The following is a 13990-nucleotide window of genomic DNA, read 5'->3' on the forward strand; positions in this document are numbered from 1 at the left end:
GTTGACTTTACGAGCAGCCTCCGTCGGCCGCTCCTTATGGTCATGGTGTTGTGCGACGCCCAGCGGGATAGTGGCTATCGCCTAGCTCGCCACCGCAGCGCTGAGGCCAAGGCGTTCGCGGACGCGGCGGCGGCCGGCTCCTGAGAACGCGCGCCGAGAGTGTTGACACGGTCGCAACGAGGGGCAGTATTGTGCCGACGGTCTCGGCCCGAGACAGGTGGCCGAGTCGGTGGCTTCGCTCGCCGGTCGTCATCCCCTTGGGACTGGACAAGTAACGCGCGAACGCGGCGACGCCTCAATTCATCGGACGACAGCGCCACTAGCCTGGCAGTCTCGCCTGGGTCGAAGGAGACCGCCGTGATCCAACCCCTCCGCTACGGCATCAACGTCTCCCTCGACGGGTGCGTCCACCACGAGGCGGTCCTGCCGCCGGACGCCGAGTCGATGGCGTTCTGGACCGACGAGCTGCGCCGCTCTGACACGCTCCTCTACGGGCGCGTTACCTACGAGTTGATGGAGGGTGCGTGGCGTCGACCCGTATCGGGACCGTGGCCGGACTGGATGGATGCCAGTGAGGTCGCGTTCGTGGTGGTGATGGACCCGATGCGCAAGGTCGTGGCACCCACCACTCTCGACGCCGTGGACTGGAGCACCGAACTCCTCCGCGGGGATGTCGTCGCCTTGGCGCACCCGTAACGCCGGTTCCCCCTGACGCCCCCCCCCGCAGGGCGGGACGGCGCTCGGTGTCACGCCGGAACCTCCGCCCCGACCACCACCCGCGACGACCCGATCAACGCCTCACGCCCGGCCCGCGCCCGGCGGCGGCGCAGGCTGCACAGCGCGCTCACACCCCCGGCCAGCACTCCGCCGGCGAGCGGCGCCACGATCGACATCCACAGCTGGTCCAGGGCCACCGGTCCGCCGTAGATCGCGGTCGCGATCGAGCGGGCGGGGTTGAACGATCCGTTCGACACGGGGATCGCGACGATCCCGATGAGCGTGAGGGTGAAGCCGATCGCCAAGCCGGCGTGGCCGGGATCAGCGGAACGGGCGGTCGTGCCGAGTACGACGGCGACCAGGATCGCGGTCGCCACGATCTCGACGAGCATCGCCGAGGCGAGGTCGAATCCGCCGGGCGACAGTTCACCCCAGCCGGTCGAGGCGAATGTGCCCGCGCTGAGTCCGGCACCGCCGCGCAGCACCAGCCGCACGACCGACGCGCCGATGACACCGCCGACGATCTGCGCGACGACGTAGGGGAGCACGTCACGCCACGCGAAGCGTCCGGCGACGGCGAGCCCGACGGTCACGGCCGGGTTGAAGTGCCCACCGGAGTAGCGGCCGATGGCGTAGCTCGACACCAGCACGCTGAGACCGAGGGCGACAGCGACGGGGAAGGCTCCGGCATCCGCGCTTCCGGGAACGCCCGCCGACAGGGTCGCCGCGCCGGTCACGGCGAACACCAGCACCGCCGTCCCGAAGACTTCGGCGCCGAGGCGTGCGACCCAGCCGACGGGGATGGGCGTCGGACCCGTCACGGCGGCGGCCGCGGTGGGCGCGGGCGGGGTGATGGCGATGTTCACGGTGGGTCCTCCTCTTCGGCGGGGGTGTCGATGGGAAGGACTATAGGAAGACGCGTCGGCGTCGCTCTCCGTCCGCCGTCCGGAAGCGACTGGACGCGTGTCGAGGGAACGCTCCTGTCCATCGCGCGGGAGCGCGGGTAGCCTGACGCCACCGCCCCGGGTCGAAGGAGACCGCCGTGACCCAACCCCTCCGCTATGGCATCAACGTCTCCCTCGACGGGTGCGTCCACCACGAGGCGGGCCTGCCGCCGGATGCCGAGACCATGGCGTTCTGGACCGACGAACTGCGCCGCTCCGATACCCTCCTCTACGGGCGCGTCACGTACGAGCTGATGCAGGGCGCGTGGCGTCGACCCGTGTCGGGCCAGTGGCCGGACTGGATGGATGCCAGCGAAGTCGCGTTCGCGGAGGTGATGGATCCGATGCGCAAGGTCGTGGCATCCACCACTCTCGATGCCGTGGATTGGAACGCCGAGCTCCTTCAGGGCGATCTCGTCGACGCGGTGCGGCGACTCAAGGAGCAGCCGGGGCGGGGGATCTCGCTCGGCGGTGTGGTGCTTCCGGCGGCGCTCGCCGCGGCGGGGCTCATCGACGAGTACACGTTCGTCGTGCAGCCCGTCATCGCCGGGCGCGGGCCGCGACTGCTCGATGGCGTGGAGCTGAACCTCGAGCTCGTCGAGCGGCGGGAGTTCCGTTCGGGAGTCACGGTGCAGCGGTACCGGCCTGGTCACACTCCCGGGATCAGCACCTCGGCGAGGTAGCCGCGCAGCCGGGGAACGTCGACGGTCAGCGTCCGCCAGACGCGGTGCGGGTCGAGGTCGTCGAGTTGGCGTCTCGCGAGGTCACGCATGTCAAGGAGTAGCCGCCACGGTTGCTCGGCGAAGCGCTCGCGCACCGGCGCGGGGATCTTCGCGACCCCCTCGCCGATCCGGATCAGCCCCATCTCCGCCGCCCACTGGGCCTGGACGTCGGTGAGGAAAAAGTCCTTGCCGCCGGCCACGATCTGGGCGATCACGTCACACACCGCGATGACCCGGGTCGCGGCATCGCGAGCCTTCCGCGCCTCCGCGTTCACACCGGCACCGCTTCGCGCAGGATGCGGGCGCGCAGATCCCCTCGGAGGGTGTCGGATGCCACGACGTCGACCTCCGCGCGAAGGAGATCCGCAAGTGCGAGGCGCAGACCGATCTCGTCGAGAAGGCCGGCCTCCGGTGTGAAGTCGACCAAGAGATCGATGTCGGAGGACTCGGTGGCCTCGTCACGGGCCACGGATCCGAAAACGCGCGGATCGGAGGCGTGATACTCCGCGACGAGTCGGCGGATCTCGTCGCGGTGGCGGACGAGCCGCTCGCGGAGGTTGCCCGCGAGCGCTCGCCGAATGCGTTCGAGCACCTCGGGGCTCGGCTGGCGCCGGCCGTTCTCGTATGCCGAGACGTTCGGCTGCGGCACCTGAGCAGCGCGGGCGAGCTCGGCCTGGCTCAGGCCGGCCGCTCGTCGCTCCGCACGGATGTCCACATCGACAGGATATCGCGGGGGTTATCGAGGGCGATATGGCTGTGGTGTCCGTGACAGAGTGTGAGTCCGCGAGGAGGGGGGCGCCATGGGGAAGCTCATGAAGGTCGGCGTCTGGTTCCTGCCGCCGATCCTCGCCGCGACCTGGGTCGCGATCGTTTGCAGCGCGCTCTCGGTGATGGGAACGCTGCGGAACACCGGCCATCTCGTGGATGCCGCCAGCATCACGACCGTGTCGGCGTTCTTCGCGGTGCTCGTTCTCGCGATCCTGGCGGTCGTGTGGGACGCGCAGCGGATGCCGCGGCTCGCGATAGCGACGAGGGCCACGGCATTCGTTATGACGGCGGTGACTCTCGCTGTCGCTTGGGTGCTGATGTCCGTGGTGCTGAGTAGCTGAAGCACCGTGGCATCCGGGCTCGTCCGTTGCGCAGATCGGGGCCCGGCTACCGGTCGAGGGAACCGCGCGGACCACATCGTGAAAGGATCCGCGTAACCAATCTGTTCGAGGCGGAAACAGAGAGTACGTGGGCCCTGACATCGCGAACTCGCGCGCACCGCGTGCGCATGCGACGACCGTGGCGCGTTCATTCGAGGTCCTCTTTCGCGAGTATCACGCGGTGATCGTGACCGCCGCCTTCAACCGATTGAACGACATCGAGGATGCCGAGAACGTGACGGCCGAGGTGTTCACCGCGGCATGGCGTCACCGCGGTGAACACGAAGCCGTGTTCACGCTTCGCTGGTTGTACGCGACACTGCGGAACGTCGTGGGGAACGAGTACCGACGCCGGTCCCGGGCAACGCGGCGATACCAGCGACTCGTCGCGGAGACGTCGGTAACTCAACCGGCCCTCGCCGACGACGACGCCATCATGCTGCGGCACGTCGTGTCGAAGCTGCGCCTCGACGACCGTGAGTTGATCTGGATGGCCTATTGGGAGGAACTCTCTCGCGAAGAGATGGCGGAGATCCTCGGGTGCAGCGTGGCCGCCGTGAAAGTCCGACTGCTTCGTGCGCGTGAGCGCCTGAGAAAGCTGCTCGATTCCCATGCCAGTGCCGACGACGAGAGGGGGACGCGGTGAACGACGACGAACTCAGCGACCGTCTCCGGGCTGCGCGGCCCCGGACGCCTCGACGCGGCGAGACGCTCGGCGCCGCGTCGGAGACCGTGCTTCAGCGAATCGTTTCCGATGAGTCGGAGGCGAACGGCGTGCGTGACCTGGCCCCTGACCGTCGGCGGGCATGGCGTGGCCGACCCGCGTGGCTCGCTGCCGCGTCCGTTCTGCTGGTGATCGTGCTCGGCGCCGTGGGCTCGATCACGTTCCTCCAGCCGTCGTCGGCCGTGGCCGCGACCCCCCGACTTCTCACACCCGAGCCCATCCTGGGGACGGCGGGAGAAAACCTGATGAGCATCAGCGACGCGCGTCGTGCGGCCGGACAAGGGGGCGGGGGGACGATCCGGTTCCAGTCGTGGGCATTGGCCTTCGATCCCGACGCCGGCTCCTCCCCTCGCTTCATCGCCCCCGAGCAGCACCAGATCGAGCACCTCCCCGACGGAAGTGTGCGAGTGACGGTCCGGGCCGGGACCCCGTACGCACCCAGCGGCTCGCTGGTCTCGGATCCCACGCCGGCACCCGGCACCGTGCTCTGGTCCGACGTCCAGGCGGCGGCAGACGTGGTCACCGTGTTCGGCGCTCCACCGACGGTCGCGTCGCGGGTCGGTGAGTACCTGGAGGCGAGTGGCACCGTTCCTCACCGGACGAGCGGCGAGTACTTCTCCGCCATCCGCCTGCTGCTCTCCGAGAAGCAGCTGTCCAGCGAGGAAGAAGCTGCGCTCATCGCGTTCCTGGCGACCCTTCCCGACGTCGAAGTCGAGGGAAGCGTGACCGACCGACTGGGCCGACTGGGTGTGGCGTTCAGCACCGAGTCGCGCTCTCCCGGCGAGTACCGGGACACGCTCGTGCTCAGCGCGAGCGAGGGTGTGCTCTCGTACGAAGTCACCTACATCGGTTCCTCGCGCACGGATATCCAGGCTCCGGCGGTCATCGAGTACATCGCCTGGGAGTAGTCGGAGGAAATCCTCAATGAAATCGATTCGGCCGATCTTCGCCACGGTCGCCATCGCCGCCCTGTCCGTCTTCGCTTCCCCTGCGGCGCACGCCGCGGACGACCGACTGCAGGATCGCGTCGACCACGTCCTCGCCGAATACCCCGGCGGTACGCAGACGGGGGAGGGTCAGATCAGCTGGAACAACGGTGAAGTCATTCTGACGTTCAGCGGAGGTGTCTCGGCGCGGTCGGTGGGATCCTGTGCCACCGGGAGCTTCTGCGCATACACCGGCACATACCAGTCGGGAGCCCGCATCGCCTTCACGAACTGCGCCGGGACGAACTCCGTCGCTCCCTTGGGAAGCCCGGTGCGGAGCTTCGCCAACGCCCGCACCGCGGGCACCGTCTATGCGTTCAACGGCAGCACGGTCGTGGCATCCAGCGCGTCCGGCACGTACAAGAACACGACCGCGACCATTTCGCGCCTCGGGTGCTGAGGCTCCTTTCCCGTCCGTGCGAGGGATCGGGTCGGTGGGGAGGAGATTCCCGAATCTCCGTGTAACCGATTCCCGGCGTCAGGAAACAACCCAGACGACGGGTTCGGTGGGCGCGCAGCTTCTCGAACGCGGACACGACCCGGTGCCGGCACGAGCCGTCACCGACGACGCAAACGGGGGTAGTCATGCGCAGCACAGGTGAGAAGAATCGGTCGTTCCTCTGGCGGTCCGTGGCCGGCGGGGCGGTGGCCATGGCCTTGTTGGCGGGAAGTGTCCTGCCGGCGAACGCCGCGACGACGACGGTCGGGGGAGAGGTCAACTGCACCGGTTCATGGGTCAATTACACCAACGAACGCCGGACGACGAGCACCGGACCGACCCAGCTCTACCTGACGAATGGAGCGGGCAGCCAGTGGGGTGGCTGGCAGACCACCGTCGGAACCAAGATCACGGCGACCGGGGGAACCCACCAGGCCACCATGGTGACCGGATCTTCGCCGTGGGGCACGATCATCCCCTCCGGCGCCTACGTCGTCAACACGCGATTCACGATGCGGGCGCACATGCAGCCCTCGAGCGGCGCGTGCGACAACACCTGGGGCGGCGATCTCCACTACTGAACCGGCGTTCTCTTCGCGCGTTCAGCAGAAAGACCACAGAGGCAGGACATACATGACGAGTTGTCGGAAGCAGGGGGCGCTGTCGTTGATGGTCGTCCTGCCTCTGTTGTTCACGGGGTGCGCGAGTTCTTCCCCGGATCCGGTGGACCGTGAAGCCCACGACACGACGATCCTCGATTACGACGCCACGGTGGCGGAGTATGCGAAGACCGCGGCGACCCTCGCATTGCCCGAAGGCGCGGAGTATCCTCACGTGCCTTTCGACGGGACCGATGAGATGTACCAGCAGGGATTCGGGGCGAATCGAGCGGTGTATTTCTGGAACTGTGCGTGGGGCAGGGAGTGGCTCGCGGTCCGCGGTGTGGACGACGACGAGGCCGCGCGCGCTCTTGCGATCTACGCCTCCGTGAAAGATACGGAGACCTACCAGCAGTCGTGGGACCCCGCCAGCATGCAGGTTCCGTTCGAAGCAGCGCTGGAAGCGGCGGAACTCGGCGATGCCTCGCAGATCCAAGCCGATATCAGTGCCAATTGCCCGTCATGACGCGGGCTCGGTTCGGCTCCGCGCTCGTCGTCGCTGTCGTCATCGGGGGAGGCGGGACGGCATGCACCGCGCAACAGGCCGCGAGCCCTGAACGAAGTGCCGACGCACCGCCGGCCGTGGTCCAAGTGGAGAAGCGGTCGCTCACCTCGACGGTGGTTCTGAGCGGCACGGTCGTGCCGAGCCCCGGATTCCTGGTCGAGGCGCCCGTGGCGGGGCAGGTCGCTTACACGGACCGATCCGCGGCGGGGAGTTCCGTCGATGCGGATCACGCCATCGCACGGGTCGACGGACAGCCCGTCGTCTCGCCCGCACCCGGCACCATCGCGGAGATGCGTGCGGCGGATGCCACAGAAGTCGTTTCACGAATTCCGATCGCGGTCGTCTCCTATCGGGGGTTCGGCGTGGTGGTCGATGTTCCCGTCTCCGAGCAGTACAGGCTCTACGAGGGGGCGGTCACCGCGACCGTCAACGTCACGGGCGGTCCCTCCGGCATCGGCTGCCAGCTCGTTCCGCCGGCCCAAGCCCCCGACACGAAGGAAAGCGTCGGCGTTCTCTGCCTCCTCCCGCTGGACACCGCTGTGGCTTCGGGCCTGGAGACCAAGGTGGGATTGAACACCGGACGGAGAGACGATGTGCTCGCGCTTCCGCTGCAGGCGGTATCGGGAAGGGCGGGGCAAGGTCGGGTTTCACGGGTCAATCACGACGGCTCCCGCGAGACCGTCACCGTGGGGCTCGGACTCACCGATGGTGTCTACATCGAAATCGTCAGCGGGCTCGAAGCCGGAGACACTGTTGCGGGACTTCCGCCGGGGGTCGGCTAGGTGGTGGCTGACGTGGTCGTCGCGAACGATCTCACTGCCGCGGTCCGCCTCCCCAGCGGGAACCGATTGTCGATTCTGCGTGACGTCTCCTTCCGCGTCCGTGAAGGGACCTCGGCGGCGATCCTGGGTAGATCGGGCTCCGGGAAGAGCACGCTGCTCGCGATCCTGGGGTTGATGAATCGTCCGGACGGCGGCGAACTCACGATTGCAGGAACCGACGTGTCGAACCTCCGCGACAGGGAGGCCGCCCGGCTCCGCAACTCTCTGGTGGGTTTCGTCTTCCAGAACTATTCGCTCATCGAGCACCTCACCGTTCGGGAGAACGTGGAACTGCCCTTCTCGTTCGGCCCGAGTCCCCGGCCGCGCGAGATGAGGAGAGCGGTCGAGAGGGCTCTCGATCTCGTCGCCATGACGTCGTTCGCGGCGCGCAAACCGGCGCAGCTCTCCGGTGGGGAACAGCAACGTGTCGCCATCGCCCGAGCACTGGTACGGCATCCGCGGCTCATCCTCGCCGACGAACCCACTGGCGCCCTGGACGTCGATACGGGGCATCACGTGATGAGCGTCCTGCGTGATGCCACGGTCGGTTCCGGGAGCGGTCTCGTCATCGTGACCCACGATCCGGCGATAGCGGACTCCACCGAGAGCCAGTGGCACCTCCTCGACGGAGCGTTGCGCCCGCATCACTCCGCCCCCACTCCCGGCGGTCTGCGATGAGAGCACTCGTCGCGGCCCTCCGGGATCTTCGCCGCCATCGCCTCCGGAATCTCCTGTCGGCGGGCACCATGTTCATCGGCGTGCTCGCCCTGGTCGGGGTCTCGGCCGCCAGTTCGATCGCGAGCGACATGCTCGTCGCGTACGAGGAGCAGACCGGCGGGCGGGCCGTGACGATGACCGCTCAGGTCGACGTTCCCCCGCAGGACCTCGGCTCCGCCGGACGAGCGCTGGTGGGTGTCCTCCACACGCGGCTCGGGAACGTCGGCAATGCGGTCGTGAGTGCCCAATCGACCGTCTTCCTCCGGACTCCCGCGGAGCTTGCGAACAATGAAGCCGCGAGCGTCCTGGACATCGAATGGGATGCAGGCGACCTGACCTCCATACGGCGTCTCGCCGTGACGTACGGGCGTTTTCCCCTCTCCGACGAAGAACTCCCTCCCGCGATCGCGGTGAACGAGGTGGCTGCGCGCCAGCTCGGATTCCCTGAACGCGCGTCGTTCTTTCTGGGAACCTCGCCGGACGAGCGTGGAGCGCTCTTCACCGTGGCCGCCGTGATCGCCGACGGTGGCACCGACCCAAAGGCCTACGGAAATCTCAGCGCCTACGCTTCGCTCCTCGGTACCTCGGGTCTCGGGCCGCTCGCGATCCGGGTCACGAGCCCGCACATCTCGCAGCAGGTGAGCGCGGGGCTCGTCGCCGACGCGGCAGCGGACCTCGGCCTGGCCCTCTCGTCGCCGGCGGTGCGGACCGACACGACGTGGCGAGTTGCTGCCCAGATCGAAACCCTCAGCGTGATCTTCACGCTCTTCGCGGTTGTCATGCTGCTCGTCGCCGCGATCGGTCTGCTCAACGTCGGCCTGTCGTCGGTCGGTGAACGAGCACGGGAGCTCGTCATCCGGCGCGCGATCGGCGCGAATCGGTGGGACGTCTTCCTGCTCGTGATGGGCTCGTCACTGGCCATGGCCACCGTGGTTGCGCTTCTCGCGACGGGGGCCGCGGTGGTTCTCGTCTACGCCGTCGCGCCCTCTCTGGTTCCCGCGGGCTCGGTCGTGGGCGCTCCGCCGTTCCCCTGGGTGGCGTGTGCGGTCGGATGCGCCGCGGCGGCGCTGACGGCGATCGCGGGCGCGGCGATTCCCGCGATGAAGGCGGCCCGCCTGCCGGTTGCGCTGGCTCTGCGCGAGTGATCGAACCTCGCGTACCCCGACGGACCGGCGGGCGGACGGCATCACCCTCGTGAGACCGCCCGCCTTTGGCATCCGGGATCTCAGCCCTCCAGGAACGGGTAGTCCGTGTACCCGCGCTCGCCGTCGCCGTATACCGAAGCCTGATCGACCTCGTTCTCGTCGGCGCCCTGCTCCCAGCGCGTCACCAGGTCGGGGTTCGCGATCGCGGGGCGCCCCACGGCCACCAGGTCGGCGATGCCGTCCTCGACGGCGGACACGGCCTCGTCACGCGTGGTGACGCGCGAGAAGCCGGAGTTCACGATGACCGTGCCACCGAAGGCGCGGCGGAGGTCCTGGATCAGGTCGCCCGCGGGGTCGGCGTGCAGCACGCTCAGGTACGCCAGGCCCAGGGGCGCGAGGCCGGCGATGAGCGCCTCGTAGGTGGCGCGGGTCTCGGCGTCGTCCGTCTCCCAGACGTCCTGGATGTTGTGGGCGGGAGAGATCCGGATGCCGACACGACCGGCGCCGATCTCGGCCACCACGGCCTCGGCGACCTCGATGACGAACCGCGCCCGGGCCTCGGGCGAACCGCCGTAGCCGTCGGTGCGCTGGTTCGAGGCGGGGGAGAGGAACTCGTGCAGCAGGTAGCCGTTGGCGGCGTGCAGCTCGACGCCGTCGATACCGGCATCCACCGCGCGACGGGCGGCGGCGACGAACTCGTCGCGCACGGTCGCGAGCTCGGCGGTCTCGAGCGCGTGCGGCACGGGGAAGGCGACCTTCGTGCCGTCGGCGAGGCGGGTCTCGCCCTCGATCGCGATCGCCGAGGGGGCGACGATGCGGTCGGTGCCGGTGATGCCGGGGTGCGAGACGCGTCCGCCGTTCATCAGCTGCATGAAGACGGCTCCGCCTTCGGCGTGCACGGCATCCGCCACCTTCGCCCAGCCCGCCGCCTGCGCATCGGTGACGATGCCCGGCTGACCCGGGTACGCCCGCGACTCGGCGCTCGGGAAGACACCCTCGGTCACCAGCAGGCCGATGCCCGCGCGCTGCGCGTAATAGGTCGCGACGAGGTGTCCGGGAACACCGTCGGCGCCGGCGCGCAGGCGGGTCATGGGGGCGAGCGAGACGCGGTTGCGCACGGCGACGTCTCCGACGGTGGTGGGGCTGAACAGGCTCACGGGAGTCCTTTCGAGGGGGAACAGGGCCGGGTAGGGCCAACCCGTTGCGCATTGCGGATATTCCGCGGGAGCCCCGGGGCGAGCGGAGGAGAAACGGCGAGCGGAGGACGGATGCCGCGGGAATCGTCCTCCGCTCGGCCCATATCCTCCGCTCAGCCCGCTTCCACAGCCATACGATGGTGCTCCCGAGCCCCACCGGAGGACCCCGCGATGACCGAGAACCCCCTCGCCCACCGGCTCGACTACACGCTCGCCGAACTCGACGACGGCGCGCTCGCCGCCTCGCCGATCGACCTGTTCCAGCGGTGGCTCGCCGATGCCGCCGACCTTCCCGAACCCAACGCGATGGTCGTCTCGACCGTGGATGCCACCGGCGCGCCGACCTCGCGCACCGTGCTGCTGCGCGGCATCGACGACGACGGGGCGCTCTGGTTCTTCACCAACCGACAGTCGCGGAAGGGGCGCGCGCTGGCGGAGAATCCGGCGGTGTCGGTGCTCTTCCCCTGGTACGCGCTGCAGCGGCAGGTCATCGTGCTCGGCACAGCGACCCCGCTGCCGCCCGAGCGCGACGACGCGTACTTCGCGTCGCGTCCGCGCGGGTCGCAGCTGTCGGCCTGGGCGAGCCACCAGTCGGAGACCGTGGCATCCCGAGCCGCCCTCGAGGAGCAGATGGCGGCGGTCGAAGCGCGGTTCGCCGACGGGGTCCCCGTGCCGCGACCACCGCACTGGGGCGGCTACCGCATCGAACCGCGCGAGATCGAGTTCTGGCAGGGGCGCCCGTCGCGGCTGCACGACCGGATCGTGTTCACGCGCGCCGGCGACGCGTGGCAGGGAGTGCGGCGGCAGCCCTGAGCGGCAGCCCGCGGACTCAGTCGAGGCTCACGAGCCCCGCCTGCACCGCCCGGATCAAGACCTGGATCCGGTCGCGCACATTCCATTTCGCCATCACGTTGCTCAGATGCGACTTCACGGTGGCCTCGGTGACGCTCTGCTGCCGCGCGATCTCGGCGTTCGAGAGCCCCCGCGCGAGCAACTCGACCACCGCGGCCTCGCGGGGAGTGAGGCGCTCGGCGGCGGTGAGACGCACGGTCCGCCCCTCCGTCGCCGGGGTCAACGACGACACCAGCGCCCCCGCGACCGCGGGAGACAGCACGCGCAGGCCGCGGTGGACGTCGCGGATCCCCGCGATGATGTCATCCGGCTCCGAATCCTTCAGGAGATACCCCCCGGCCCCCGCCTGGAGCATCGGCACGATCGTGTCGAGCGACCCGAACGTCGTCAACGCCAACACCTGGATGCCGGGATGGTCGCGCGTGATCACCCCCGTCGCCGTGACGCCGTCCATCCGGGGCATCTGCGCGTCCATCATCACCACGTCCGGCGACATGGCCGCGATCTGAGCCAGCGCCTCCTCGCCATCCGCGGCGGTGCCGACGACCTCGATGTCGTCGGCCTCACTGACGAAGACGCTGAGCGCTCGGCGGAGCAGGGACTCGTCATCGACGACCAACACCCGTATCCGCCCCATGCGGCCACCTTACGGACTCTGCCCGCACCCGTCGAAAGTGGCAGAGCGGTTCCGACCTCCGCGGGAGGCGCGGGCCCTCGCCTCCGGCAAGAGTGGAACGTGACCGAAAGGGGAAGCCGTGTACGAAGCGAATGGAATCTGGACCGCCCTCTGCAAGTTCTTCGGCGTCTGCAGCTGAAAGCTGTGAGCCGGCGGTCTGCATAATGGTGCGATGACGTCGCGCCGAGGGACCTCGCGCCCGCGGATCGATTGGCTCGGCTCCCTCGGGGACTCGCTGCGAGAGCCGTCCGACCTGACGCGGACCGAATCCGCGGCCCTCCTGATCATGGTGGCGGTCGGCTTCGTCGGTCACCTCATCCTCAGCGCCGCGCAGGGAGCCGGGGTCGACGACGTCGTCTTCCAGGGCATCCTCACGCTCTGCTTCGCACTGCCCGTCTGGCGGTCGAGCATCTTCGTCGGCGCGATGCTGCTGCTCACGGCGGCCTCCGTCGCGCTCGACGCGGAGCAGGAGGCGATCCTCGCCCTCGCCCTGGGGTGCGTCATCGTCGTGCGGTGCTGTTCCGCGGTGTTCCAGGTCGTCTACTTCGTCGCCTTCGTCGGCTCCGCGGTCGGCATCCGCCTCGTCCTGCCGGCTCAGGAACCCGCTTCGGGCTTCGTCGCGGCCCTCGTCGTGGCCGTCGGCGCGAGCATCATCGGGCTCGTCCTGCGCGCCCTGGCGGCCCGCGACGTGCAGAGCCGACGTCGACTGCTCGTGGCCGAACAGGCACGCGGGGAGATCGCGATGGAGGAACGCCGCCGCATCGCCGACGACCTCCACGACGTCGTCGCCCACGACCTGACCGTCATCGCCATGCACGCCCGACTTCTCGGGTACACCACCGACGCCGACGAGCGCCGCATCTCGCAACAGGCCATCGTGGACTCCGCACGACAGGCCCTCGCAGACATCCGTCGCGTCGTGCTCCTCGTGGGCGACACCGACGAAGGCACCGGTCGGACGGTGTACCAGCACGGGATCGTCGCGGCGGTCGCGGACCTGCGCGACGAACTGACCGCCGCGGGCTACCGGGTGACCGTGGAGAGCACGATCGCCGACGAAACGGACGTCGACCGCCTCGTCAGCGGCACGCTCGCCCGGATCGTGCGGGAAGCGGGGACGAACGTCCTCAAGCACGCCTCCGGCTCGCAGACCGTGAACATCCGCGTCAGCGCCTCGACGACCGAGGCCCGCGTGAGCGTGTGGAACTCGCTGCCGGAACGGCCCGATCCGATCGATGCGACGCGCGGCGGGTACGGGCTGGTGCGCATGGGCGAGCGGGTGCTCCTCCTCGGCGGCACCTTCGACGCCGCCCCGCGCGATGACGGATGGCACGTCGAGGCCGCGCTCCCCGTCCGCTGACCGCTGCGCCCGTCATCTCCCCCCAAAGTCGCAGACCACCTGCACTTTGGGATGGATTCTCCCCGCATCGCTTGAGGACCGCGGCGCCGCGCGTCAGCCTGGGGGCCGTTCGTCCATTCGAGGAAAGGTCCAGATGATGACGATGACGATGATGTCCAGGGATGCCGCTCTGTCCGCTCGCGTGGGGGCCGCCGTCGCGGCGATCCCCGACGACGGTCCGTTCGGGAACGCCGTGTCGGCTCCCGTCCTGGGAACCCCCGCCACCGTGGCGGCGGCGCCGGCCGCCGTCGCGACATGGAAGCTCGCCGCCGCCGCCGTCGGCGGGGGAGTGAGCGTCGTGGGCGCCTACGTCGCCGGTCGCGCCGTGGGGACGTGGTGA

The 13990-nt window shown here is 69.2% G+C and carries 19 protein-coding genes; 14 read left to right on the forward strand and 5 right to left on the reverse strand.

The genetic code is table 11. The annotated features are described in order from the left end of the window. Positions 1 to 357 precede the first annotated feature (357 nt). A complete protein-coding gene (locus BW982_RS10085; protein WP_175611081.1) occupies positions 358 to 696 on the forward strand; it encodes a dihydrofolate reductase family protein in 339 nt (112 codons plus the stop codon). Between the two features lie 50 nt (positions 697 to 746). Here the strand turns inward: BW982_RS10085 and BW982_RS10090 are convergent, their stop codons facing one another. Continuing rightward, on the reverse strand, positions 747 to 1583 hold the full coding sequence (locus BW982_RS10090) for an aquaporin (protein WP_076492860.1): 837 nt from the start codon (positions 1581 to 1583) through the stop codon (positions 747 to 749). Positions 1584 to 1759: 176 nt separating this feature from the next. Between BW982_RS10090 and BW982_RS10095 the strand changes: the two genes are divergently transcribed. Then, on the forward strand, positions 1760 to 2344 hold the full coding sequence (locus BW982_RS10095; RefSeq protein ID WP_076492863.1) for a dihydrofolate reductase family protein: 585 nt from the start codon (positions 1760 to 1762) through the stop codon (positions 2342 to 2344). Here the strand turns inward: BW982_RS10095 and BW982_RS10100 are convergent. Together BW982_RS10100 and BW982_RS10105 are read right to left on the reverse strand one after the other, a co-directional pair. Beyond that, a complete protein-coding gene (locus tag BW982_RS10100; RefSeq protein WP_175611082.1) occupies positions 2311 to 2598 on the reverse strand; it encodes a HepT-like ribonuclease domain-containing protein in 288 nt (95 codons plus the stop codon). The genes BW982_RS10095 and BW982_RS10100 overlap by 34 nt on opposite strands. Before the next feature lie 56 nt (positions 2599 to 2654). Further along, entirely contained in the window at positions 2655 to 3098 is a 444-nt protein-coding gene (locus tag BW982_RS10105; RefSeq protein ID WP_076492867.1) for a helix-turn-helix domain-containing protein, read from the reverse strand. An 85-nt stretch (positions 3099 to 3183) separates the two neighbouring features. Between BW982_RS10105 and BW982_RS10110 the strand changes: the two genes are divergently transcribed. The 9 genes from BW982_RS10110 to BW982_RS10150 all read left to right on the forward strand — a co-directional run bounded on the left by BW982_RS10110 (position 3184) and on the right by BW982_RS10150 (position 9527). Further along, a complete protein-coding gene (locus BW982_RS10110) occupies positions 3184 to 3492 on the forward strand; it encodes a hypothetical protein (protein WP_076492870.1) in 309 nt (102 codons plus the stop codon). 178 nt (positions 3493 to 3670) lie between these two features. Continuing rightward, the gene (locus BW982_RS10115) at positions 3671 to 4177 is read left to right on the forward strand and encodes an RNA polymerase sigma factor (RefSeq protein ID WP_076493646.1); all 507 of its coding nucleotides are present in this window, start codon (positions 3671 to 3673) and stop codon (positions 4175 to 4177) included. A 128-nt stretch (positions 4178 to 4305) separates the two neighbouring features. Next, entirely contained in the window at positions 4306 to 5163 is an 858-nt protein-coding gene (locus tag BW982_RS10120; protein ID WP_139327401.1) for a hypothetical protein, read from the forward strand. A 16-nt stretch (positions 5164 to 5179) separates the two neighbouring features. After that, positions 5180 to 5641, forward strand: coding sequence for a hypothetical protein (locus tag BW982_RS10125; RefSeq protein WP_076492875.1), 462 nt, complete (start codon positions 5180 to 5182; stop codon positions 5639 to 5641). Positions 5642 to 5826: 185 nt separating this feature from the next. Then, entirely contained in the window at positions 5827 to 6261 is a 435-nt protein-coding gene (locus tag BW982_RS10130) for a hypothetical protein (RefSeq protein ID WP_076492878.1), read from the forward strand. Positions 6262 to 6403: 142 nt separating this feature from the next. Then, positions 6404 to 6805, forward strand: a complete 402-nt coding sequence (locus BW982_RS10135) for a hypothetical protein (protein ID WP_139327402.1) — start codon at positions 6404 to 6406, stop codon at positions 6803 to 6805. A gap of 206 nt (positions 6806 to 7011) precedes the next feature. Further along, on the forward strand, positions 7012 to 7626 hold the full coding sequence (locus tag BW982_RS10140) for an efflux RND transporter periplasmic adaptor subunit (protein WP_139327403.1): 615 nt from the start codon (positions 7012 to 7014) through the stop codon (positions 7624 to 7626). A gap of 3 nt (positions 7627 to 7629) precedes the next feature. Then, a complete protein-coding gene (locus tag BW982_RS10145) occupies positions 7630 to 8343 on the forward strand; it encodes an ABC transporter ATP-binding protein (protein ID WP_175611084.1) in 714 nt (237 codons plus the stop codon). Then, entirely contained in the window at positions 8340 to 9527 is a 1188-nt protein-coding gene (locus BW982_RS10150; RefSeq protein WP_083696631.1) for an ABC transporter permease, read from the forward strand. The genes BW982_RS10145 and BW982_RS10150 overlap by 4 nt, the downstream gene beginning before the upstream one ends. A gap of 80 nt (positions 9528 to 9607) precedes the next feature. Here BW982_RS10150 and BW982_RS10155 read toward each other — a convergent pair whose 3' ends face one another. Continuing rightward, entirely contained in the window at positions 9608 to 10684 is a 1077-nt protein-coding gene (locus BW982_RS10155) for an alkene reductase (RefSeq protein ID WP_076492891.1), read from the reverse strand. 210 nt (positions 10685 to 10894) lie between these two features. On the opposite strand from BW982_RS10155, the gene pdxH reads away from it, so the two are divergent. Further along, entirely contained in the window at positions 10895 to 11536 is a 642-nt protein-coding gene (gene pdxH, locus BW982_RS10160; protein ID WP_076492894.1) for a pyridoxamine 5'-phosphate oxidase, read from the forward strand. 16 nt (positions 11537 to 11552) lie between these two features. On the opposite strand, the gene BW982_RS10165 is transcribed toward pdxH, so the two are convergent. Then, entirely contained in the window at positions 11553 to 12212 is a 660-nt protein-coding gene (locus BW982_RS10165; protein WP_076492897.1) for a response regulator, read from the reverse strand. A 211-nt stretch (positions 12213 to 12423) separates the two neighbouring features. Here BW982_RS10165 and BW982_RS10170 point away from each other — a divergent pair, with 211 nt between their 5' ends. Continuing rightward, positions 12424 to 13611, forward strand: a complete 1188-nt coding sequence (locus BW982_RS10170) for a sensor histidine kinase (RefSeq protein ID WP_076492899.1) — start codon at positions 12424 to 12426, stop codon at positions 13609 to 13611. A 142-nt stretch (positions 13612 to 13753) separates the two neighbouring features. Then, positions 13754 to 13990 (forward strand): hypothetical protein, encoded by a 237-nt coding sequence (locus tag BW982_RS10175; RefSeq protein ID WP_139327404.1) that lies wholly within the window; start codon positions 13754 to 13756, stop codon positions 13988 to 13990.

Source organism: Microbacterium sp. RURRCA19A, from assembly GCF_900156455.1.
Taxonomy (GTDB): domain Bacteria; phylum Actinomycetota; class Actinomycetes; order Actinomycetales; family Microbacteriaceae; genus Microbacterium.